Here is a 23,229-nt window from a genome sequence, read left to right as displayed (position 1 = left end):
CAATCAACGCTTCTGGGTCAGGGCGCGGCGTTCGAATTCGACGATGCGCTGACGGTAGTGCTCGATGGTCTGCGCGGTCAGGACGCTGCGCTGGTCATCTTTCAGTTCGCCGTTCAATTCCTGAGACAGCTTACGGGCCGCGGCCACCATCACGTCGAAGGCCTGCTTCGGATGACGCGGGCCTGGCAGGCCGAGGAAGAAGCTCACCGCCGGGGTGCTGAAATGGTCGATGTCATCCAGATCAAAGATGCCCGGCTTGACCGCATTGGCCATGGAGAACAGCACTTCACCGTTGCCAGCCATGCTTTCGTGGCGGTGGAAAATGTCCATTTCGCCGAAACGCAGACCGCTTTCCAGAATGTTCTGCAACAGCGCCGGGCCTTTGAAGCCAGCGGCGTCGCGGCAGATCACGCTGATCACCAAGACTTCTTCAGCTTGTGGCTGATCCTTGTCGACCACGGCAGGCGAAGGCTTGCTGTCTTCGACGAAGTCATCGTCACGGCTGCTGAAGTTCGGGCCACCGTCCAGATCAAGATCCAGATTCAAGTCACCCTGGGCCGGACCGTTGCTGCCGCGCTTGCCACGCTTGGAGCCGGATTCGCGAGGCTCGCGTGCTTCACGGGCCGGCATGCTCACCGACGGCAGATCGTGTTCGTCCAGTTGTGGCTCTTTATGTGTGTCCAGGACGCGGGCCGGGCCCAACAGCTCAGCGCTGGTGTCCTCGTCCGGCAGGTTGGACAGACTTCGGTCAAGACGGAACTTCAGTTTTCCCTTGCCGCCGCGCATACGGCGCCAGCCATCGAAAAGAATACCGGCAATCACAATGATGCCGATGACGATCAGCCACTCGCGCAGACCGATTTCCATGTAATCCCGTGCCTCTATAAAAAATGCTGAAAAATAAGGGGTTTACACTGTGCAAACCGCTTTAAAACGTGGCGCCAACTCTATGTTCTGACAGGCGTTTTGCCCACGTATACGAAAAATTGACATTAAACTAGCACGACCAAAGACAACTTTACACCGTCTGTCTCATTGGCTTGCGCGAATATGTCGATTGGCCAGCAAGTCGAAGCCAGTAAAAAAGTCCTACAAACCCCTAATACCTTTCCGACACGACGCTGACTCAGGCGTCCACCATCGCCATCGCCTCCTCGACATCCACGGCTACCAGTCGCGAACAACCCGGTTCATGCATCGTTACCCCCATCAACTGCTCGGCCATTTCCATGGCGATCTTGTTGTGGGTGATATAGATGAACTGCACGGTCTGCGACATCTCTTTAACCAATCGTGCGTAGCGTCCAACGTTAGCGTCATCCAGTGGTGCGTCAACTTCATCGAGCATGCAGAACGGCGCCGGATTCAATTTGAAGATGGCAAAAACCAGTGCCAGTGCGGTCAGGGCTTTTTCCCCGCCGGAGAGCAAATGGATGGTGCTGTTCTTCTTTCCTGGCGGCTGCGCCATGATCGTTACCCCTGTATCGAGTAGATCTTCGCCCGTCAGTTCCAAATACGCCCGTCCACCACCGAAAACTTTTGGAAAAAGTGCCTGTAAACCGCCATTGATCTGATCAAAGGTATCTTTGAAACGGTTTCGGGTTTCCTTGTCGATCTTGCGGATGACGTTTTCCAGCGTCTCCAGTGCTTCCACCAGATCGGCGTTCTGAGCATCCAGATAACGCTTACGCTCGGATTGTTGCGTGTATTCGTCGATGGCCGCGAGGTTGATCGCACCCAGGCGTTGAATCCGCGCATTGATTCGTTCGAGTTCTTCTTCGGCTTCACGTTCACTGGCCTGCGCCGTCAATGTCGCGAGCACGCCGTTGAGATCGTAGCCGTCTTCCAGCAGTTGATCCTGCAAAGCCTTGCGGCGCACGGTCAGGGCTTGCCATTCCATGCGTTGCTGTTCGAGCTGACCACGGATCAGTTGCGATTGCTGCTCGGCCTGAGTCCGGCGTTTTTCCGCGTCGCGCAGTTCGCGATCGGCATCTTCAAGGGCGATCTGCGCGGTCTTGAGTTCTTCGTCGACGGTCATGCGCTTGTCGAGCAGCTCTTCGAGTTTCAGGCGCAGCTCTTCCAGCGGTGCCTCGCCCTCCTCCAGATTGAGACTCAACTGTTCGCGCTTTTCAGTCAGACGTTCGGACTGCATTTCCAGACGCTCCAGCGCCTGGCGCGTGGAGTCGTGCTGCGCGCGCAACGAGCCGAGACGCACGGCCAACTGATGCGCGTGATCCTTGTGCTGCCGCGCTTCCTGACGCACGCGATCGAGGCGCTCGCGCAGGCTATCGCGCTGGGCCAGCAGCAACTCGCGCTGCTCGGTGTCCAGCGCCATGGCGTCGAGGGCTTCCTGCAATTGCATGCGCGCTTCGCCGATGTGTTCGTGCTCAAGTGCGCGCTGCTCGCCGAGCTCGACCAGCTCCTCATCGAGGCGAGTACGACGCAGCGTCAGTTGTTCGGCCTTGGCCTTGCCGGCGGACAACTGCGCTTTCAACTCGCCTTGCTGGCGGGCTTCGTCTTGCAGCAAACGACGCAAATGTTCGCGACCGTTTTCCTGCTGACGCTGTTGCGCACGCAGGGTTTGCAAACGGGTTTCCATGGCCTCGACCGTGGCTTCACGCTCTTCACGTTCGAGATGCAGCGCTTCGATTTCCTGGCCACGAGCGAGCATGCCGCTCTCCGCTTCACTGGCGCGACGCACGCGCAGGAAATGCCGGCCGACCCAGTAACCATCACGACTGATCAAGCTCTGGCCGGCACTCAACTGACCGCGCAAGGCCAGCGCCTGCTCCAGACTGTCGACCGGTTTGACCTGACCGAGCCATGGCGACAGATCGATCTGCGCCTCGACCTTGTCCAGCAAGCTGCCCGCGACTCGCACGCCGTCGGTACCGGGGCTGAGCAGGCGCAAATCGCCCTGGGTGAAACCGGACAAATCGAAACCGCTGAAATCATCCACCAGCACCGCTTGCAGATCGGCGCCGAGCACAGTTTCCACCGCCAGCTCCCAACCCGACTCCACCTTCAGGCCTTCGGCCAGACGCGGACGTTCAGCAAGGTTGTGTTCCTTCAGCCATTCGGCGGTGCCGGTGCCCGGATCGAGCGCGGCCTGCTGCAAGGCTTCAAGCGATGCGAGGCGACCGTTGAGGCGCTGCAAATCGCCCTGCGCCTGTTGCTGCGCGGTCAACGCTTGCTGCAACTCCTGACGCAGTTGTTCGAGCTTTTCGACCTGCGCTTCTTCGCTGGTCTGCAAATCTTCAAGGGTCGCTTCGGACTCGGCGAGCTGCTCGTTGAGCTCCATGATCGCCGCGTCTTCGGGATCGGCCGAGAGCAGCGCGCGCTCTTCGCCGAGACGTTTCTGCCGATCGGCCAGGCGCTCCATGCTGGTTTCCAGCTGCTGGATGCGCGACTGCTGCACTTCGGCCTGACGACGCGGTTCGGCGGCGGTCAGGTTGAATGTGTCCCACTGCTCCTGCCAGCCATGCATGACGGATTCGGAATCTTCCAGCGCAGCGGCAGCTTCTTCGGCGGCGGCGCTGGTGATTTCCTGCTCGGGGGTGAGCATGTCCAGCTCTTCGCCAAGGGTCAGCAGCAAGGTGCGGTCGTGACCGAGGTGCGATTCGGTTTCCAGGCGCGCGCGCTCGGCTTCTTTCAGATCGTCCTGCAACTGACGCAAGCGTTGCTGGCCGTGCTGAATGCTCTGCTCGACCCGGGCGATGTCGCCGCCGACCGAATAGAAGCGCCCTTGCACCAGATTAAAGCGCTCCGACAGATCGTGGTGCCCGTCGCGCAGGCGCTCGATGGCCGCGTCGGCGTTACGTTGCTCGGCGACCAGCGCTTCGAAACTGACTTCCTGAGTGCCGATGATCGACTCGCGCTGGCCGACCTGATCGTTCAGATCCTGCCAGCGCAGCGCCGACAATTGCGCCTTGAGCTGACGCTCTTCGGCTTTGAATTCCTGATACTTCTTCGCCGCCTCGGCCTGACGGTGCAAGCGTTCGAGTTGACGCTCAAGCTCGTCGCGCAGGTCGGTCAGACGGGCGAGGTTTTCGTGGGTGCGGCGGATACGGTTTTCGGTCTCGCGCCGGCGTTCCTTGTACTTGGAGATGCCCGCCGCTTCTTCGATGAAGTTACGCAGGTCTTCGGGCTTGGACTCGATCAGCTTGGAGATCATCCCCTGCTCGATGATCGAGTAGCTGCGCGGGCCGAGGCCGGTGCCGAGGAAGATGTCGGTGATGTCACGACGACGGCATTTGGTGCCGTTGAGGTAATAAGTGGTCTGGCTGTCGCGGGTGACTTTGCGGCGAATGGAAATCTCCGCGTAGGCCGCGTATTCGCCCAGCAGCGTGCCGTCGGAGTTGTCGAACACAAGTTCGATGCTCGCCTGACTCACCGGTTTGCGGCTTGTCGAGCCGTTGAAGATGACGTCGGTCATCGACTCGCCACGCAGGTTTTTCGCCGAACTTTCGCCCATCACCCAGCGCACGGCGTCGATGATGTTCGACTTGCCGCAACCGTTCGGCCCGACGACCGCCGCCATGTTACTGGGGAAGTTCACCGTGGTCGGGTCGACGAAGGATTTGAATCCCGCCAGCTTGATGCACTTGAGCCGCACGCTTAGGCAACCGTCAGGGCAGACACCACCAGATCGCAACTGCGCTGGGCGTAAGCCGTCAGCACGATGCGGATCTGCGGCAAATCGCGGGCAAGCACAGCGGCCAACAAGCGCTCGAACAATTCAAGGAACTCGCTCATCTCGGCCTTGCGCTGTTCGAGGGCGAGGAAGTACGCGCGGCTCATGGCCGGTTGCAGGTTCTCGACGGTCTCTTGCAGGTACGGATTGTTGGCGAATGGATAGGCGGCGCGCATCACGGCGAAGCTGTCGTCGACAAACGCGCGGATGTCCTGACGCTCGTAGCTGGCGGTGAGGCGCTGCTGGATCTGCACGAACGGCGCCATGTCGGACTGGACTTGCCAGCCGTTGGCCACCGAGTTGCCGAGCAGGATGTACAGCTCGCTCATCAGCGTGCACAGGCTCTGCACCTTGTGCGCCGTCAGCTCAGTGACGTGCGCGCCACGGCGCGGCAGGATCGCGATCAGGTGGCGGCGTTCGAGGATCAGCAAAGCTTCGCGGACCGATCCGCGGCTGACATTCAATGCCAGCGTCACCTTCTGTTCCTGGATGCGCTCTCCCGGCTTCATTTCGCCACGAATGATGCGTTCGGCGAGGTGGTGAGCAATTTGCTCGGCGAGGCTGTCCGGCGCCTTGAACGTCATGGTTGTCCTTCAAACTCTATCGATCTGCACAAGCGGCGCAGTGTAGCGCAAATGCACGGTCATGGCGGAGTGCCCACTCAGCGGTTTTTGGCACGATTCCCGCAACTTTCTATAGAAAAACAAACAAAAAACCAGGTGACTCAATGAGGGTCAATACTGAATAGACACGTTGTTGATCGACGAAATGCATTTTCTTGACCTTTAAGTCAGAAAACCATTGACCGAAAAGTCAGAGCTGCTAAATTCGGCTCAAGTCGGTTAACAACAATAATGAGTCTGCGAGGCCTTCCGTGATCCAGTTTTTACTTAACCAGGAACTCCGTAGCGAGCACGCCCTGGACCCGAATCTGACTGTGCTCAATTACCTGCGCGAACACGTGGGCAAATCCGGTACCAAAGAAGGTTGCGCCAGCGGTGACTGCGGCGCCTGCACCGTGGTGGTCGGCGAGTTACAAACGGATGACGATGGTCGCGAACACATTCGCTATCGCAGCCTCAACTCGTGCCTGACGTTCGTTTCGTCGCTGCACGGCAAACAACTGATCAGCGTCGAAGATCTCAAGCACAAAGGCGAACTGCACAGCGTGCAGAAAGCCATGGTCGAGTGCCACGGCTCACAGTGCGGGTTCTGCACCCCCGGTTTCGTCATGTCGCTGTTCGCCCTGCAAAAGAACAGCGATGCACCGGATCAGGCCAAAGCCCACGAAGCGCTGGCCGGCAACCTCTGCCGCTGCACCGGCTACCGGCCGATTCTGGCCGCTGCCGAACAATCGTGTTGCGGCAAACAGCCGGATCAGTTCGACGCCCGCGAAGCCGACACCATCGCCCGCCTCAAAGCCATTGCCCCGACCGATATAGGCGAACTCAACAGCGGTGACAAACGCTGCCTGGTGCCGCTGACCGTGGCCGATCTGGCTGACCTCTACGACGCTTACCCGCAAGCCCGGCTGCTGGCCGGCGGCACCGATCTGGCGCTGGAAGTCACGCAGTTCCACCGCACCCTGCCGGTGATGATTTACGTCGGCAACGTCGCGGAAATGAAGCGCATCGACAGCTTCGACGACCGTATCGAAATTGGTGCCGCCACCGCCCTCTCCGACTGCTACGAAGCGCTGAACGCCGAGTACCCGGACTTCGGCGAACTGCTGCACCGTTTCGCCTCTCTGCAAATCCGCAACCAGGGCACCCTCGGCGGCAACATCGGCAACGCTTCGCCGATCGGTGACTCGCCACCGCTGCTGATCGCCCTCGGCGCACAAATCGTGCTGTGCAAGGGTGAAACCCGGCGCACGTTGAACCTTGAGGACTACTTCATCGATTACCGCGTCACCGCGCGTCAGGAAAGCGAGTTCATCGAGAAAATCATCGTCCCGCGTGCCAGCGCCGAGCAGCTGTTCCGCGCCTATAAAGTCTCGAAACGCCTGGATGACGACATCTCCGCCGTCTGCGCCGCGTTCAACCTGCGCATCGAAAACGGTGTGATCAGCGATGCCCGTGTCGCCTTCGGCGGCATGGCCGCGATTCCGAAACGCGCCGCCCATTGCGAAGCCGTTTTGCTCGGCCAGCCGTTCAACAACGCTGTGGTCGAACGCGCCTGCGCCGCACTGGCCGAAGACTTCACGCCGCTCTCGGACTTCCGCGCCAGCAAGGAATATCGCCTGCTCAGCGCGCAGAACCTGCTGCGCAAATACTTCATCGAACTGCAAACACCGCACATCGAGACTCGGGTGACCGCTTATGTCTAACCATCACGCCGTAGAGAAGACTCAAGCTGAACTGGCCGAGCTGTTCGCCCAGGACCTGACCACCGGTGTCGGCCGCAGCGTCAAGCACGACAGCGCCGCCAAGCACGTGTCCGGTGAAGCGCAGTACATCGATGACCGGCTCGAATTCCCGAATCAGTTGCACCTGTACGCACGCATGTCGGACCGTGCCCACGCGAAAATCATTAGCATCGACACCAAGCCCTGCTACGCCTTCGAAGGCGTGCGCATCGCCATCACCCACGAAGACTTGCCGGGCCTGAAAGACATCGGCCCGCTGATGCCCGGCGACCCGTTGCTGGCGATCGACGACGTGCAGTTCGTCGGTCAACCGGTGCTGGCCGTGGCGGCGAAAGATCTGGAAACCGCACGCAAAGCGGCGATGGCCGCGATCATCGAATACGAAGATCTCGAGCCAGTGCTCGACGTGGTCGAAGCCCTGCGCAAACGCCACTTCGTGCTCGACAGTCACACCCATCAACGTGGTGATTCGGCCGGTGCTTTGGCCACTGCCGAACACCGTATTCAAGGCACGCTGCACATCGGCGGTCAGGAACACTTTTACCTGGAGACGCAGATCTCCTCGGTGATGCCGACCGAAGACGGCGGCATGATCGTCTACTGCTCGACGCAGAACCCGACCGAAGTGCAGAAACTGGTCGCCGAAGTGCTCGACGTTTCGATGAACAAGATCGTTGTCGACATGCGCCGCATGGGCGGCGGTTTTGGTGGCAAGGAAACTCAGGCCGCCAGCCCGGCATGCCTGTGCGCGGTGGTTGCGCACCTCACCGGCCAGCCAACCAAGATGCGCCTTCCGCGCGTTGAAGACATGCTGATGACCGGCAAGCGTCACCCGTTCTACGTCGAGTACGACGTCGGTTTCGACAGCACCGGGCGCCTGCACGGGATCAACATGGACCTGGCCGGCAACTGCGGCTGCTCGCCGGACTTGTCCGCATCGATCGTTGACCGGGCGATGTTCCACTCGGACAACTCGTACTACCTCGGCGACGCGACCATCAACGGTCATCGCTGCAAGACCAACACCGCCTCGAACACCGCTTACCGTGGTTTCGGTGGCCCGCAAGGCATGGTCGCCATCGAAGAAGTGATGGACGCAATTGCCCGTCATCTCAACCTTGATCCGCTGGCCGTGCGCAAGGCCAACTACTACGGCAAGACCGAGCGCAACGTCACGCACTATTACCAAACCGTCGAGCACAACATGCTCGAAGAGATGACCGCCGAACTGGAAGAAAGCAGCCAGTACGCCGAGCGCCGCGAAGCGATCCGCCGCTACAACGCCAATAGCCCGATCCTGAAAAAAGGCCTGGCGCTGACACCGGTGAAATTCGGCATTTCCTTCACCGCCAGCTTCTTGAACCAGGCCGGTGCACTGATCCACATCTACACCGACGGCAGCATCCACCTGAACCACGGCGGCACGGAGATGGGCCAGGGCCTCAACACCAAGGTCGCGCAGGTTGTGGCCGAAGTGTTCCAGGTCGAAATCGACCGCGTGCAGATCACCGCGACCAACACCGACAAGGTGCCGAACACCTCGCCGACGGCGGCGTCCAGCGGTGCTGACTTGAACGGTAAAGCGGCGCAGAACGCGGCGGAAATCATCAAGAAGCGTCTGGTCGAATTCGCTGCACGCCACTTCAAAGTCACTGAAGAAGACGTTGAATTCCACAACGGCCACGTGCGCGTTCGCGACCACATTCTGACCTTCGAAGCGCTGATCCAGCAGGCGTATTTCAATCAGGTCTCACTGTCGAGCACCGGGTTCTACAAGACCCCGAAAATCTATTACGACCGTAGCCAGGCCCGTGGCCGCCCGTTCTACTACTTCGCGTTTGGCGCGGCGTGCTGCGAAGTGATCGTCGACACACTGACCGGCGAGTACAAGATGCTGCGCACCGACATCCTTCACGACGTCGGCGCCTCGCTGAACCCGTCCATCGATATCGGTCAGGTGGAAGGGGGGTTCGTCCAGGGCATGGGCTGGCTGACCATGGAAGAGCTGGTCTGGAACAACAAAGGCAAGCTGATGACCAACGGCCCGGCCAGCTACAAGATCCCGGCCGTGGCGGACATGCCGCTGGACCTGCGGGTGAAGCTGGTGGAAAACCGCAAGAACCCGGAAGACACGGTGTTCCATTCCAAGGCTGTCGGTGAGCCACCGTTCATGCTCGGGATTGCCGCGTGGTGTGCGATCAAGGACGCCGTGGCGAGCCTCGGCGACTACAAACATCAACCGAAAATCGACGCGCCAGCGACGCCGGAGCGGGTGTTGTGGGGGTGTGAGCAGATGCGCCAGTTGAAAGCGGTGAAAGCCGTCGAAGTCGAGTCAGAAGTAGTGGTTTGATCGTTCCCACGCTCTGCGTGGGAATGCAGCCCGCGACGCTCTGCGTCGCATCCTGAAAAGCGGACGCGGAGCGTTCAGAGATGCATTCCCACGCAGAGCGTGGGAATGATCTTGGGAGGTGAATATGTACAACTGGATCGACGCCCTCGCCGACCTGCAGAACCAGGGCGAACCCTGTGTTCTGGTGACGATCATCGAAGAACTCGGCTCGACGCCACGCAACGCTGGCTCGAAAATGGTCGTCAGTGCCAGACAGATCTTCGACACCATCGGTGGCGGGCATCTGGAATACAAAGCCATGCAGATCGCCCGCGACATGCTCGCCAGCGGCAAGCAAGACACCTATCTGGAGCGCTTCAGCCTCGGCGCCAGCCTCGGCCAGTGCTGCGGCGGCGCCACCGTGTTGCTGTTCGAACCGATGGGCCAGGTGCAGGCGCAGATTGCCGTGTTCGGCGCCGGCCACGTCGGCCGCGCGCTGGTGCCGCTGCTCGCCAGCCTGCCCTGCCGCGTGCGCTGGATCGATTCGCGGGAGGAGGAATTCCCCGAACAGATTCCCAAAGGCGTGCGTAAAATCGTCGCCGAAGAGCCTGTGGATGAAATCGATGACCTGCCCGCCGGCAGCTACTGCATCGTCATGACCCACAACCATCAGCTCGATCTGGAGCTGACCGCCGCGATCCTCAAGCGCAACGACTTCACCTGGTTCGGCCTGATCGGCTCGAAGACCAAACGCGCCAAGTTCGAACACCGTTTGCGTGACCGTGGTTTCGACGCCAGCGTCGTGCAACGCATGCGTTGCCCGATGGGCATCGGCGAAGTCAAAGGCAAACTGCCTGTGGAAATCGCCATTTCCATCGCCGGCGAAATCATCGCCACCTATAACGCCAATTTCGGCCAGCACACCGCCAGCGCCGAACCGATTGCCAAACTGCTGCCTGTTTCGCGCCGCAGTGAAGCCACCAAACTCAAAGCCTCAAATTGATTAGAGAACCCTCATGCCTCTGACTCGCAAAGCCTACCGCGCCGCCATCCTGCACAGCATCGCCGATCCCGCCGAAGTCGGGATCGAAGCCTCCTACGAGTATTTCGAGGACGGCCTGCTGGTGGTCGATGACGGCAAGATCAGCGCCCTCGGCCACGCCAGCGAACTGCTGCCGACGCTGCCGGCGGACATCGAGATCAACCACTATCAAGATGCTCTGATCACCCCGGGCTTCATCGACACCCACATCCACCTGCCGCAAACCGGCATGGTCGGCGCGTATGGCGAGCAACTGCTCGATTGGCTGAACACCTACACCTTCCCGTGCGAAAGCCAGTTCGGCGACAAGGCGCATGCTGACGATGTCGCCGACATCTTCATCAAGGAATTGCTGCGCAACGGCACCACCACGGCGTTGGTGTTCGGCAGCGTGCACCCGCAGTCGGTGAACTCGTTCTTCGAGGCGGCCGAAAAACTTGATCTGCGGATGATCGCCGGCAAGGTCATGATGGATCGCAACGCCCCGGACTACCTGACCGACACCGCCGAATCCAGCTACGTCGAGAGCAAGGCGCTGATCGAGCGCTGGCACGGCAAGGGCCGCCTGCACTATGCGGTGACCCCGCGTTTCGCCCCGACCAGTACCCCGGAACAATTGACCCTCGCCGGGCAATTGCTGACCGAATACCCGGATCTGTACATGCAGACCCACATCAGCGAGAACCTCAAGGAAATCGAGTGGGTCAAGGAACTGTTCCCGGAGCGCAAGGGTTACCTCGACGTTTACGATCACTACAAACTGCTCGGCGAGCGCTCGGTGTTCGCCCATGGCGTGCACCTGTGCGACGACGAATGCGCGCGTCTGGCGGAAACGGGCTCGGCAATCTCGTTCTGCCCGACTTCGAACCTCTTCCTCGGCAGCGGCTTGTTCAACCTGCCGATGGCCGAGAAGCATAAATTGAACGTCGGCCTCGGCACTGACGTCGGCGGCGGCACCAGTTTCTCGCTGCTGCAAACCTTGAACGAAGCTTACAAAGTGATGCAGTTGCAAGGTGCGCGCTTGAGTCCGTTCAAGTCGTTGTATCTGGCGACGCTGGGTGGAGCGCGGGCGCTGCGTCTGGAAGACAAGATCGGCAACCTGCAACCGGGTTCCGACGCTGACTTCCTGGTGCTGGATTACAACGCCACGCCGTTGCTGAGCTATCGCTTGAAGCAGGCGAACAATATTGCCGAGACGTTGTTTGTGTTGATGACGCTGGGGGATGACCGCACGGTGCAGCAGACTTATGCGGCGGGTGCGCTGGTGCATCAGCGCTGAGTTTTCCCGAGACATAAAAAATCCCCCGGTGGTGTTCAGCCCCGGGGGATTTTTATTGCCTGTCAGTACGCCTTCGCGAGCAGGCTCGCTCCCACATTTGAAATGCATTCCCCTGTGGGAGCGAGCCTGCTCGCGAAGGGAGCGACTCGGTCTACTTTAGAGCTTGGCCGCAGGCCGCCCCGGCTTCTTGGTCTGCAACAAATGCGAGAACACCGCATGCAGATCATCCGAAGCGCTTTCCTCGTCGAGGTTGAGCTTGCTGTCGATGTGATCCATGTGATGCATCATCAGGTCCACCGCCAGCTCACCGTTGCGCGCTTCGATCGCGTCGATCAACTGGGTGTGTTCGTCGTAGGAGCAATGCGAACGGTTGCCGCTTTCATACTGGGCGATGATCAGCGACGTCTGCGAGACCAGGCTGCGCTGGAAGCTGATCAGCGGGGCGTTCTTCGCCGCTTCGGCGAGTTTCAGGTGGAACTCACCCGACAAACGAATACCGGCACCACGATCACCGCGCGAGAAGCTGTCGCGCTCGTCGTTGACCATCTGGCGCAGCTCGGCGATCTGTTCGGCGGTGGCATGTTGCACAGCCAGTTCAGTGATCGCACGCTCGACCAGACGACGGGCCATGAACACCTGGCGCGCTTCTTCAACGCTCGGGCTGGCAACCACAGCGCCACGGTTCGGCCGCAACAACACGACGCCTTCATGGGCCAGACGCGACAGCGCGCGGCGAATGATGGTGCGGCTGACCCCGAAGATTTCCCCCAACGCTTCTTCGCTCAATTTTGTGCCGGGCGCCAGACGCTGTTCGAGGATGGCCTCGAAAATATGCGCGTAGACAATATCGTCCTGGGTTCCGCTGCGGCCGGCTTTGCCTGCTCGCGGTTGTTTCTTGAGGGGTTGCAACTGTTCGTTCATGGGCACTCGAGTCGGGAGAACTGCGGCGAATAGACCGTGACTGTAATACGGCACAGTAGGTCGCTGGCAAGTATCGCGTAAAAAACAGCGCGATTGTACACAATGGATGGTGGCAACACGACTGTATGGCTGTTTGTGACCACGGCTGTATTGCAACGATCCGTTACGATTGAGTTTAGGCTTGATCGCAGAATCCGCCTTTTGAACACAACTGCTCTTATGTAGGAGCTGCCGAAGGCTGCGATCTTTTGACTTTGACTTTAGAAGCAAGATCAAGAGATCGCAGCCTTCGGCAGCTCCTACAGGGTTTATGTTGTGGCAGACGTCTTTATCAGAACAAGGAACACCGCCGTCATGAACGACGCCACGCATACCCAACTGCGTCCCTTTTCCGACACCTCGCCCTCGGCCATCGTCGCCGGTTTTATTGCGATGATGACCGGCTACACCAGTTCGCTGGTGCTGATGTTCCAGGCCGGGCAAGCAGCGGGCCTGACCAGCGGGCAGATTTCCTCGTGGATCTGGGCGATCTCGATTGGCATGGCGGTGTGTTCGATCGGCCTGTCGCTGCGTTATCGCACGCCAATCACCATCGCCTGGTCCACTCCCGGCGCGGCGTTGTTGATCACCAGCCTGGGCGGCGTCAGTTACGGCGAGGCCATCGGCGCCTACATCACCTGCGCGGTGTTGGTGACGATTTGCGGGCTGACCGGCAGTTTCGAACGTCTGGTGAAAAAGATTCCGGCCTCACTGGCGGCCGCGCTGCTGGCGGGGATACTGTTCAAGATCGGCAGCGAAATCTTCGTCGCCGCACAACACCGCACCGGCCTGGTTCTGGGGATGTTCTTCACGTATCTGCTGATCAAGCGTCTGTCGCCGCGCTATGCCGTGCTCGCCGCCCTGCTGATCGGCACCGCGCTGTCGGGCTTCATGGGCCTGCTGGATTTCAGCGGTTTTCATCTGGAAGTGGCGACACCGGTATGGACCACGCCGCACTTCTCGCTGGCGGCGACCATCAGCATCGGCATCCCGCTGTTCGTGGTGGCGATGACTTCGCAGAACATGCCCGGCATCGCCGTCTTGCGCGCAGACGGCTATAACGTCCCGGCCTCGCCGCTGATCACCACCACGGGCATCGCCTCGTTGTTGCTGGCGCCGTTCGGCTCCCACGGCATCAACCTCGCCGCCATCAGCGCGGCGATCTGCACCGGCCCTCACGCCCATGAAGATCGCAACAAACGCTACACCGCAGCGGTGTGGTGCGGGATTTTCTACGGGATTGCCGGGGTGTTCGGCGCCACATTGGCGGCGCTGTTTGCCGCGCTGCCGAAAGAACTGGTGCTGTCGATTGCTGCACTGGCGCTGTTTGGCTCGATCATCAACGGATTGAGCATTGCCATGACTGAGGTGAAGGAACGTGAAGCGGCGCTGATCACCTTCATGGTCACGGCGTCGGGGCTGACGCTGTTTTCCATCGGTTCGGCGTTTTGGGGGATTGTTGCGGGGGTGTTGACGCTGGTGATTCTGAACTGGCGTAAAGCATAAAACGCCAGGCATAAAAAAACGGCGACCCTTAGGTCGCCGTTTTTTTCAGTATCACTTAGCCGCGTTGATCGGCTTTTCCGGATACCAAACGTCCAGCAGTGGGCTGACGGTCATACCGGTCAGCTCAGTGCGGTTTTTCAGCCAGGCTTCAACAGCAGCGCGCTGCTCTTCGTTGACCGAGCCACGCTTCTGCAGGCAAACCAGACCGAAGTCATCGCCGCCAACATAACCCAGACCGTTGGCTTCCATGGCTTCTTTGATGAATGCTTCGAGGAAAGCGTCAATGGCTTCTTCGGACAAGTCTTCTTTGAAGTCCAGGTTCAGTTCGAAACCCAGCTCTTGAAATTCATCAACGCACAGTTTTTTGCGCAGACGCTGGGAACGGTTAGTCGCCATTGGAACAATCCTCTTAAGTAATAACGGCCGGCACTTTACCAGTTTAAGACGTCAATTGCCCGCCTCTGTGGACGCTGAGGCCGACCGCCTGTAAAAAAATCACCGATTAGCCCACCCGCCGACGGCACAAGTGGTTACACCTTGGGGCATAATGCCGACACTTTCATGACCACTGAGGGCTTTTTCATCCATGTCCTCGTCTTTTTCCCCCTCTTCTGCAGGGTTTTATTTCATATGATCAAATCGTTGCGTCCTCTTTTGCTGGCCGGCCTTCTTCTTCCTTTGGCCCTGCCTGTTTCTGCTGCCACCCTCAATACCTCCCTCACCCCCAACGTCGAAAAAGCCCTCAAGGCCAGCAAGCTCCAGCCTTCTGCGCTGTCGCTGGTGATGGTGCCGCTCGACGGCCCGGGCACGGCGACCGTGTACAACGCTGACGTGTCGGTCAACCCGGCCTCGACCATGAAACTGGTCACGACTTACGCGGCGCTGGAAATGCTTGGTCCCAACCATCAGTGGAAAACCGAGTTCTACACCGACGGCGACCTGAACGGCGGCATCCTCAACGGCAACCTCTACCTCAAGGGTGGCGGCGATCCGAAACTGAACATGGAAAAACTCTGGCTGTTGATGCGTGACCTGCGCGCCAACGGCGTGACGCAGATCACCGGTGATCTGGTGCTGGACCGCAACTTCTTCGTGCAGCCGCAACTGCCGGAATTCAACGATGACGGCAATGACGAGAACAAGCCGTTCCTGGTCAAGCCTGACTCACTGCTGGTCAACCTCAAGGCCCTGCGCTTTGTGGCGCGCAATGACGGTGGCCGCGTGCTGATTTCGGTGGAGCCACCGATCGCCAGCATCCGCATCGAAAACACCGTCAAGGCCCTCAATTCCAAGCAATGCACCGGCGGCGTGCGCTACAACCCGGTGCCACAGGCTGATGGCAGCGTGACTGTCACCGTCGCCGGCCAGTTGGGCGAAGGCTGCAGCTCGCAGACGTACCTGTCGCTGCTTGACCACGCGACCTACACCGCTGGCGCCGTTCGCGCGATCTGGAAAGAACTGGGTGGCAGCATTCAGGGCAAGGATCGTCTGGCGTCGACCCCGAACAACGCCAAACTGCTGGCCCGCGCCTACTCGCCGGATCTGGCGGAAATCATCCGCGACATCAACAAATACAGTAACAACACCATGGCCCAGCAGCTGTTCCTGAGCCTGGGACAGAAATTTCGCAACGACGCCGACGGTGACGACGCCAAAGCAGCGCAACGCGTAGTGCGTCAGTGGCTGGCGAAGAAAGGCATTACCGCGCCGCACCTGGTGATGGAGAACGGCTCCGGCCTGTCCCGCGCTGAACGTGTCAGCGCCCGCGAAATGGCCGGCATGTTGCAAGCCGCTTGGCACAGCCCGTACTCCGCCGAATTTATCAGCTCGCTGCCGATTGCCGGCACCGACGGCACCATGCGCAAACGCCTGAAGACCACCGCGATGCGCGGTGAAGCTCACGTCAAGACCGGCACCCTGAACACCGTGCGAGCGATTGCCGGTTTCAGCCGTGACGTCAATGGCAATACCTGGGCGGTGGTGGCGATCCTCAACGACAAGGCACCGTTTGGTGCATCGTCAGTGCTGGATCAGGTGCTGCTGGATCTGTATCGCCAGCCGAAGACGGCGCAGACGGCTTCGGTCCTGTAATCCAAGTTCAAGCAACACCACAAAAACCTGTGGGAGCGAGCCTGCTCGCGAAGGCGTCAGGTCAGTCAATAAATGTGCTGACTGATACACCGCCTTCGCGAGCAGGCTCGCTCCCACATTGGTTTGGTGGCAGGGCTTAACCCATCTGCTCAACCCGATCCCGCCCGCCCTGCTTCGCCGCGTACACGCCCGAATCCGCCCGCAACAGCAGTGAATCCGCGCCTTCCCCCGGTCGCCAACTGGCGATGCCAAAACTCGCGGTGACCACGCCGACCACATCCACCGGCGCACTGCGTAGCCCTTGCCACAATTCCTGCGCCAGCATGTGCGCGTGTTCGCCGTCGATGTCCGGGCACAATACCATGAACTCTTCGCCACCCAATCGGCAGAACACATCGGTGCGCCGCAGCCGATGGCCAATACGCTCGCACACCGCCTGCAACACCCGGTCACCGACGGCATGGCCGTAATGATCGTTGATCCTTTTGAAATGATCGATGTCGAGCATGATCACCGACAGTTCACCACCGCCGCGCTCGACCCGGGCCATTTCGGTGGTCAAGCGCTCCTGGAAATAGCGACGGTTATGAATGCCGGTCAGCGAGTCGGTTATCGACAGCGCGCGAAGCTCTTCCTCGACCCGCTTCAAGTCGGAAATGTCCGAGATGTAGCCGTGCCACAGCACACCGCCACCGGGCAGCTCTTCCGGCGTCGCCTCGCCGCGCACCCAGCGCAGACCGCGCTCGGGCAACTGCACGCGATATTCCTCGCGCCACGGGCTGAGGTTATCGGCCGATTCACGGATCGAAGTACGCACGCGGGTAATGTCCTGCGGGTGGATGCGAGAAAAGATCGCCTCGGCGTCGAGCAACAGTACGTCCGGTGCCAACTCGTAAATGTCGCGAATACCATCGCTGGCGTAAATCACGCTGAAACGCCCGCCGAACTCCATTTTGCATTGATAGATGCCGCCCGGAACGTGGGCGCTGAGCTTCTTTAGCAACAAGTCCCGCGCTGCCAGCGCCTCGTGCACACGCTTGCGTTCGGTGATGTCGATACAGATTGCCAGATGCCCGACCCACAGCCCCTGCTCGTCAATGACCGGGGTGGCGAGCATGTTCACCGGCAGATGACTGCCATCGCTGCGCACCAGCGTCCATTCGCGTGCCTCATGACCGCCGACTTCACCGCCCTCGACCAGCATCGCCTGGCAGGTCGGAATGCTCTTGCCGTAACGCGCGCTCAACTCCGCAGAACGCGCCGTCAGCTCGCGTGGCAAGTGCAGGTTTTCCAGGGTCATATGACCAACAACATCGACGCTTCTGTATCCGAGCAACTGTTCCGCGCCGGGATTGAAGGTGTTGATTACGCCGCGCAAATCGGTAGCAATGATTGCGACTTGCGTGGCGGCATTCAGCACCCCGCGTAATTGACCGTGAGTGCCGCGCAGTTCCTGTTCGCGCTCGTGCAGCTCCTGTGTGCGTAGCTCGACCAGACGCAAGGCACGTTGGCGCTGGCTGACCAGGACATAGAGCAGCGCGCTGAGCAGCAAACTGAGCAAACCACCCAGTATGACGACGCTGCTGACTGACGAGTGGTTAGCCTGCATAAAGGCATCGCTCGGCAGGATATCGACCTGATAGTCGTGATCGGCCATGCGCACCAGTCGCGTCGCCGACAAATCACTGGGGGCCGGCTCATTGATCGACTCGAACAGCACTTCATGTTGGTCATTAGTCGACAAGTCGAGGATGCGCACCGAAAGGTAGTCATGAAACGCTTCCGGTAAACCATCCGCCAGCAACTGGCGCATGCTGATCACCGCCATCACGTAACCGAACGGCTTTTTTTCGCCAGCGCGCGTCACCGGCGCGACCAGCAGCACACCACGCGCGTAAGACGCTTCGATACTGACGAGATGCATGGGTTGCGACACCGCCAGACTGCCCAGCTTGTCTGCGCGTTGCAGAGTGTCGCGGCGTAGCGGTTGCGCCAGCAAGTCATAACCCAGCGGCGAGCCCAGACGACTTTGCGTCTGGCTGTACAGCACCGACACGTATTCATCACGGTCGGCGGCCAGTTGCAGTTCGCCCTGCGCATTGAGTTCACGAATGGTGAAGTTGCTCAGCCCTTCCTCACGCACTCGCTGCTCGAACGCCGCGCGTTCGGCAGCGCTGACCCTGAGTGCGAACGAATAGGCCTGGGTGCGCAGCAATAGAGGTTGGGTGTAGCCGTCGAATTCGGCGCGAGAAACCGATTCAGAGTTGGCGAAGAAGCGGCGCAAGCCGTCCAGACGCTGTTCCTGGTCCTGAAAGCGCTCTTCGATGCGGCTGTAGCGTTCGTTGGCCAGCAATTGAAAGCGCTGACGCAATTGTTGCTGAAACTGATTGAGGGTGCCCCAGGCGAGCAGCCCCGTGAGAATCCCGCCGACGAGCAATACCAGCATCGCGACCAGCCAGGCCGAAACTTCTTCGCTGATAAAACCCAGTATCTTCGGGCGCACGGGGTGCAACGACATAAGGGCAACTCACTACGCCAGTATTCCGGGAAAACCCCTTTGGCCGTGAGTTGAGTTATAGCTATTAGCCACTAATTTGGCTAGCTCGGAAAGAGTCCAAGAGCCTTTAAAAATCAAGGCTCTGTGGATCCAATATTTCCGAGTGTCAACGAGCCGTGATTTTCCAGGCGCGGTGGATCTTGGTATTACGGGCAAAATCCGGATCAATGGTCTGCGCGCTGATTTCCTCGACCGCATAACGCTCGGCGAGGTTTTCTTCCAACTGGAACTTGCGGAAGTTGTTGGAGAAGTACAACACGCCACCTGGCGCCAGACGGGCCATGGCCAGGTCGATCAGTTGAACCTGGTCACGCTGCACGTCGAAGATGCCTTCCATGCGCTTGGAGTTGGAGAAGGTCGGCGGATCGATAAAGATCAGGTCGTACTCTTCACGGCAGCTTTCCAGCCACGACATCACGTCGCCCTGCTCCAGACGGTTCTTGTCCGAATAGCCGTTCAGCGACAAGTTGCGGCGCGCCCAGTCGAGGTAGGTTTTCGACAGGTCGACGCTGGTGGTGCTGCGCGCGCCGCCCTTGGCCGCGTGCACACTGGCGGTCGCGGTGTAGCAATACAGATTGAGGAAGCGCTTGCCGGCCGCCTCTTTCTGAATGCGCAGGCGCATCGGCCGGTGATCGAGGAACAGGCCCGTGTCGAGATAGTCGGTGAGGTTGACCAACAGCTTCACGCCGCCCTCGCTGACTTCATTGAACTTGCCCTGCGCAGCCTGACGCTCGTACTGCTTGGTGCCACTCTGGCGCTCACGGCGTTTGACCACTACGCGGCTCTTGTCGACGTTCAGCGCCTGTGGAATGGCTGCTAGTGCGTCGAACATGCGTGCAGAGGCTTTTTCCGGGTCAATCGACTTCGGCGCGGCGTATTCCTGGACGTGCACCCAATCGTGGTACAGGTCGATGGCCATCGCGTATTCCGGCATGTCGGCATCGTAGACGCGGTAGCAATCGATGCCTTCGCGCTTGACCCACTTGCCCATCGCCTTGAGATTCTTCTGCAAACGGTTGGCAAACATCTGCCCGCCTTCGCTCAAGCGCGGCTGCTCGATCACCGGAGCCGGGGCTGGCGTCGGTTTGATCGGGTTGCCGTTCTTGTTGAACTTGCGCTCTTGCGGCTCGTCCGGGGTTTGATCGTAAGCTGCTTGCTCACGCTCGGCCTGACGCTGCTCCGGAGTACGACGCTCGCCCGTGACGAACTGATCCGGCAGCACTTTGATCAACAACAGCTTGCACGGCAGCGCGCCGTTCCAGAACGAATACTGTTTGTGGCTGCGGATGCCCATGCGCTTGCCAAGATCCGGGGCACCGGTGAATACCGCCGCTTCCCAGTTCAGGCAGGCCTGACGCAGACGTTCGCCGAGGTTCTGGTAGAGATAAAGCAGGCTGGCTTCGTCACCCAGACGCTCACCGTACGGCGGGTTGCAGATGACCAGACCTTTCTGGTTCTGGTCCGGACGCGGCTCAAAGGTCGCGACCTCACCTTGATAGATCTTGATCCACTCGCTCAGGCCGGCGCGTTCGACGTTGTTGCGGCCCGGTTGAATCAGTCGTGGGTCAGCTTCGTAACCGCGAATCCACAGCGGTGGCTTGGCCAGACCGGCAGCGGCGCGCTGGGCGGCTTCTTCATGAAGTTTTTTCCACAGCGCCGGCACGTGACCGAGCCACGCGGTGAAGCCCCACTGTTCGCGACGCAAGTTCGGCGCCATATCGGCGGCGATCATCCCGGCTTCGACGAGGAACGTACCGACACCGCACATCGGGTCAGCGAGCGCGCCGCCTTCTGCCGCAATACGCGGCCAGCCGGAACGGATCAGGATGGCTGCCGCGAGGTTTTCCTTCAGCGGCGCCGCACCCTGCTGCAAGCGATAGCCGCGCTGGTGCAGGCTGTGGCCAGAGAGGTCTAGGGAAAGAATGGCTTCGCCACGATCCAGACGCAGGTGAATGCGCAGATCCGGGTTGAGCTTGTCGATCGACGGACGGTCGCCTTGCGGCGTACGCAGTTTGTCGACGATGGCGTCTTTGACTTTCAGCGCGCCGAAGTGAGTGTTGTCGATGCCCGAGCCGTGGCCGCTGAATTCGACGGCCAGGGTGCCATCGCTGAGCATGTGATCCTGCCACTCGACATCGAGCACGCCGTGGTAAAGGTCTTCGGCGTCCTTCATCGGAAAGCGCTTGAGCACCAGCAGCACACGGTTGGCCAGACGCGACCACAGGCACAGGCGATAGGCGGTTTCCATGGTCGCCATGCCACGCACCGCGGACGTGTGCTCGCGGGCTTCTTCAAGGCCAAGCCCGACGGCTTCCTCGATAAGCAGGCCTTCGAGGCCTTTGGGGCAAGTGAGGAAGAGTTCAAAACTGTCGGACATGGTATTTCCAGAGCCTTTGGCTAGTGGATCGGCAACGCATTGCCGACCCGGTTTTCAATCAGGCGCTTTTCTAAAAGAACGCCCGCGTGGCACGAAGGTGTGCCGTTCCATCCCCGCTGCTCGGGTTAACAGAGCTTAGATGCAAGGACAGATAAAAAAGTTGGTGTAACAAATTGCCTGAAATCGACCCTTCGTCGAATAGTACCTGACGCTAAACGTAGGTCATTCTCACTAAAGAATTAACCCCATCATCCAGCGCGGGGCCGATCATACCGGGGTTTGCTGAAAAAACGTGCATGAAACCCAAAGTTACTTATGGCCTAAGCACTAATTTCGTTACGTCCTTATGACAAAACGATCATTCCATCGGTGTGACTCATTGGTTAGAACTGACAACAGGTTGACGTCGCAACGGCGTCAACACCTTGGCTCGCCACGCCGGCAGCGAGCCGCCCCCGGCAGAGTTTTTCTGCCAGACCTCGGTTGAGGTCAACGCGACACAAACAGTCAACAAGTGAGGGAAACACCCTATGAGAAGACTTAAGCGTGATCCGTTGGAAAGAGCATTTTTGCGCGGATATCAATATGGCGTTGGTGGCAAATCCCGTGAGCTTTGCCCATTTACTCTACCGTCGGTACGTCAAGCCTGGATTAACGGCTGGCGAGAAGGACGCGGCGACAACTGGGACGGTATGACCGGCACTGCGGGAATCCACAGACTCAACGAACTTCACGCCGTCGGCTGACACAGGGCATTTATTCCGACACGACAATCTGAATTTGTAACGCACTAACCACGCACGTCCTTCCCGGACGGCGGGCTTCGGCCCAGGGGCTCCTTCGAGGAGCCCTTTTTATTGCCTTGGTGTTTTGATGCCCTGTAGGAGGATGATCAGCGCAGGGCTGCGATGGCGTCTACCGACTCACGAATCAGCGCCGGGCCCTTATAGATGAAGCCCGAATAAATCTGCACCAGGCTCGCACCCGCGGTGATCTTCTGCGCCGCATGCTTGCCTTCAGTAATCCCGCCCGCCGCAATAATCGGCAAACGACCCGCCAGCTCAGCCGCCAGCACCTTCACGGTGTGGGTGCTCTTGTCGCGCACGGGTGCGCCGGACAAGCCGCCCGCCTCGTCACCATGCTCCATGCCTTCAACCCCAACACGGCTCAGGGTGGTGTTGGTCGCGATAACCGCGTCCATCCCGGTTTCGATCAGCGCTTGCGCCACCTGCGCGGTTTCTTCGTCGGTCATGTCCGGCGCGATCTTGATCGCCAGCGGCACGTGCTTGCCATGGCGCAGCGCCAGTTCGGCACGGCGCGTGGCCAAATCCGCGAGCAACTGCTTGAGCGAGTCACCGAACTGCAGACTGCGTAAACCCGGGGTGTTCGGCGAGCTGACGTTGACCGTGATGTAACTGGCGTGGGCATAGACCTTGTCCAGGCAGATCAGGTAGTCGTCCACCGCGCGCTCGACCGGCGTGTCGAAGTTCTTGCCGATGTTGATGCCCAGCACACCCTTGTATTTCGCCGCTGCCACCCGCTCCAGCAGGTTATCGACACCGAGGTTGTTGAAACCCATGCGGTTGATGATCGCCTCGGCTTCCGGCAGACGGAAGATTCGTGGTTTCGGGTTGCCCGGCTGTGGACGCGGGGTCACGGTGCCGATTTCGACAAAACCGAAACCCAATTGCGCGAAGCCGTCGATGGCCGCGCCGTTCTTGTCCAGACCGGCCGCCAGACCCACCGGGTTCGGGAATTCCAGGCCCATGACTGTCACCGGCATCTTCGCCGGCGCCTTGCACAGCAAGCCGTTGAGGCCCAAACGCCCACCCGCGCCGATCAGATCCAACGACAGATCATGGGAGGTTTCCGGGGAAAGTTTAAACAACAGCTGACGGGCCAGGGAATACATGGGCGGCGATGACTCGGACGGCGAAATGAGGCGGCGATTATAGCCGGGCATCGACCTACCGCGCGAGGCGCGAATACCGACATTATTCAAATCGCAGACAAAGAAAAGCCCGGCC

At 59.8% G+C, this 23,229-nt stretch carries 15 protein-coding genes; 7 read left to right on the top strand and 8 right to left on the bottom strand.

All coding sequences use genetic code 11. From position 1 onward, the window contains the following. Positions 1-3: 3 nt before the first annotated feature. The 3 genes from zipA to ACA043_RS09615 form a co-directional block, all read right to left on the bottom strand. Positions 4-867, bottom strand: coding sequence for a cell division protein ZipA (gene zipA / locus ACA043_RS09625; RefSeq protein ID WP_489878665.1), 864 nt, complete (start codon positions 865-867; stop codon positions 4-6). A 259-nt stretch (positions 868-1,126) separates the two neighbouring features. Further along, a complete protein-coding gene (gene smc, locus ACA043_RS09620) occupies positions 1,127-4,615 on the bottom strand; it encodes a chromosome segregation protein SMC (protein ID WP_497659054.1) in 3,489 nt (1,162 codons plus the stop codon). Between the two features lie 2 nt (positions 4,616-4,617). Continuing rightward, positions 4,618-5,277: a GntR family transcriptional regulator gene (locus ACA043_RS09615; protein ID WP_187680666.1), complete on the bottom strand. Its 660-nt coding sequence runs from the start codon at positions 5,275-5,277 to the stop codon at positions 4,618-4,620. 290 nt (positions 5,278-5,567) lie between these two features. Here ACA043_RS09615 and xdhA point away from each other — a divergent pair, with 290 nt between their 5' ends. From xdhA to guaD, 4 genes are all read left to right on the top strand, one after another. After that, positions 5,568-7,022 carry a xanthine dehydrogenase small subunit gene (xdhA, locus tag ACA043_RS09610; RefSeq protein WP_187680665.1) on the top strand — a complete coding sequence of 485 codons (1,455 nt, stop codon included), beginning with the start codon at positions 5,568-5,570 and terminating at the stop codon, positions 7,020-7,022. Then, on the top strand, positions 7,015-9,411 hold the full coding sequence (gene xdhB, locus ACA043_RS09605; RefSeq protein ID WP_497659053.1) for a xanthine dehydrogenase molybdopterin binding subunit: 2,397 nt from the start codon (positions 7,015-7,017) through the stop codon (positions 9,409-9,411). Before xdhA ends, xdhB begins: the two co-directional genes overlap by 8 nt. A gap of 124 nt (positions 9,412-9,535) precedes the next feature. Next, positions 9,536-10,393 carry a xanthine dehydrogenase accessory protein XdhC gene (xdhC, locus tag ACA043_RS09600; RefSeq protein WP_497659052.1) on the top strand — a complete coding sequence of 286 codons (858 nt, stop codon included), beginning with the start codon at positions 9,536-9,538 and terminating at the stop codon, positions 10,391-10,393. Between the two features lie 13 nt (positions 10,394-10,406). Then, positions 10,407-11,711 (top strand): guanine deaminase, encoded by a 1,305-nt coding sequence (gene guaD / locus ACA043_RS09595; RefSeq protein WP_401269675.1) that lies wholly within the window; start codon positions 10,407-10,409, stop codon positions 11,709-11,711. A 156-nt stretch (positions 11,712-11,867) separates the two neighbouring features. Here guaD and ACA043_RS09590 read toward each other — a convergent pair whose 3' ends face one another. After that, positions 11,868-12,632: a GntR family transcriptional regulator gene (locus ACA043_RS09590; protein ID WP_007961054.1), complete on the bottom strand. Its 765-nt coding sequence runs from the start codon at positions 12,630-12,632 to the stop codon at positions 11,868-11,870. 354 nt (positions 12,633-12,986) lie between these two features. On the opposite strand from ACA043_RS09590, the gene ACA043_RS09585 reads away from it, so the two are divergent. After that, positions 12,987-14,177 (top strand): benzoate/H(+) symporter BenE family transporter, encoded by a 1,191-nt coding sequence (locus tag ACA043_RS09585; RefSeq protein ID WP_401269678.1) that lies wholly within the window; start codon positions 12,987-12,989, stop codon positions 14,175-14,177. A 51-nt stretch (positions 14,178-14,228) separates the two neighbouring features. On the opposite strand, the gene ACA043_RS09580 is transcribed toward ACA043_RS09585, so the two are convergent. Beyond that, complete coding sequence (locus ACA043_RS09580) at positions 14,229-14,573, bottom strand: YggL family protein (RefSeq protein ID WP_187680660.1); 345 nt, start codon at positions 14,571-14,573, stop codon at positions 14,229-14,231. 234 nt (positions 14,574-14,807) lie between these two features. Here ACA043_RS09580 and dacB point away from each other — a divergent pair, with 234 nt between their 5' ends. Continuing rightward, positions 14,808-16,268, top strand: coding sequence for a D-alanyl-D-alanine carboxypeptidase/D-alanyl-D-alanine endopeptidase (dacB, locus tag ACA043_RS09575; RefSeq protein WP_497659051.1), 1,461 nt, complete (start codon positions 14,808-14,810; stop codon positions 16,266-16,268). A gap of 136 nt (positions 16,269-16,404) precedes the next feature. On the opposite strand, the gene ACA043_RS09570 is transcribed toward dacB, so the two are convergent. Further along, positions 16,405-18,786, bottom strand: coding sequence for a sensor domain-containing diguanylate cyclase (locus tag ACA043_RS09570; RefSeq protein WP_187680658.1), 2,382 nt, complete (start codon positions 18,784-18,786; stop codon positions 16,405-16,407). Between the two features lie 145 nt (positions 18,787-18,931). Continuing rightward, complete coding sequence (rlmKL, locus tag ACA043_RS09565) at positions 18,932-21,202, bottom strand: bifunctional 23S rRNA (guanine(2069)-N(7))-methyltransferase RlmK/23S rRNA (guanine(2445)-N(2))-methyltransferase RlmL (RefSeq protein WP_497659050.1); 2,271 nt, start codon at positions 21,200-21,202, stop codon at positions 18,932-18,934. 530 nt (positions 21,203-21,732) lie between these two features. Between rlmKL and rmf the strand changes: the two genes are divergently transcribed. Continuing rightward, positions 21,733-21,948, top strand: a complete 216-nt coding sequence (gene rmf / locus ACA043_RS09560; RefSeq protein ID WP_003223300.1) for a ribosome modulation factor — start codon at positions 21,733-21,735, stop codon at positions 21,946-21,948. Between the two features lie 146 nt (positions 21,949-22,094). On the opposite strand, the gene ACA043_RS09555 is transcribed toward rmf, so the two are convergent. Then, complete coding sequence (locus ACA043_RS09555) at positions 22,095-23,114, bottom strand: quinone-dependent dihydroorotate dehydrogenase (RefSeq protein ID WP_497659049.1); 1,020 nt, start codon at positions 23,112-23,114, stop codon at positions 22,095-22,097. Between the last annotated feature and the right edge of the window lie 115 nt (positions 23,115-23,229).

It is taken from the genome of Pseudomonas sp. LBUM1648 (genome assembly GCF_059716145.1).
This window is presented reverse-complemented; position numbering and strand designations above follow the sequence as displayed.

Coding starts and splice junctions, on each gene's coding strand:
- zipA (WP_489878665.1), bottom strand. CDS start 867: ATGGAAATCGGTCTGCGCGAGTGGCTGATCGTCATCGGCATCATTGTG.
- ACA043_RS09615 (WP_187680666.1), bottom strand. CDS start 5,277: ATGACGTTCAAGGCGCCGGACAGCCTCGCCGAGCAAATTGCTCACCAC.
- xdhB (WP_497659053.1), top strand. CDS start 7,015: ATGTCTAACCATCACGCCGTAGAGAAGACTCAAGCTGAACTGGCCGAG.
- xdhC (WP_497659052.1), top strand. CDS start 9,536: ATGTACAACTGGATCGACGCCCTCGCCGACCTGCAGAACCAGGGCGAA.
- guaD (WP_401269675.1), top strand. CDS start 10,407: ATGCCTCTGACTCGCAAAGCCTACCGCGCCGCCATCCTGCACAGCATC.
- ACA043_RS09590 (WP_007961054.1), bottom strand. CDS start 12,632: ATGAACGAACAGTTGCAACCCCTCAAGAAACAACCGCGAGCAGGCAAA.
- ACA043_RS09585 (WP_401269678.1), top strand. CDS start 12,987: ATGAACGACGCCACGCATACCCAACTGCGTCCCTTTTCCGACACCTCG.
- ACA043_RS09580 (WP_187680660.1), bottom strand. CDS start 14,573: ATGGCGACTAACCGTTCCCAGCGTCTGCGCAAAAAACTGTGCGTTGAT.
- dacB (WP_497659051.1), top strand. CDS start 14,808: ATGATCAAATCGTTGCGTCCTCTTTTGCTGGCCGGCCTTCTTCTTCCT.
- ACA043_RS09570 (WP_187680658.1), bottom strand. CDS start 18,786: ATGTCGTTGCACCCCGTGCGCCCGAAGATACTGGGTTTTATCAGCGAA.
- rlmKL (WP_497659050.1), bottom strand. CDS start 21,202: ATGTCCGACAGTTTTGAACTCTTCCTCACTTGCCCCAAAGGCCTCGAA.
- rmf (WP_003223300.1), top strand. CDS start 21,733: ATGAGAAGACTTAAGCGTGATCCGTTGGAAAGAGCATTTTTGCGCGGA.
- ACA043_RS09555 (WP_497659049.1), bottom strand. CDS start 23,114: ATGTATTCCCTGGCCCGTCAGCTGTTGTTTAAACTTTCCCCGGAAACC.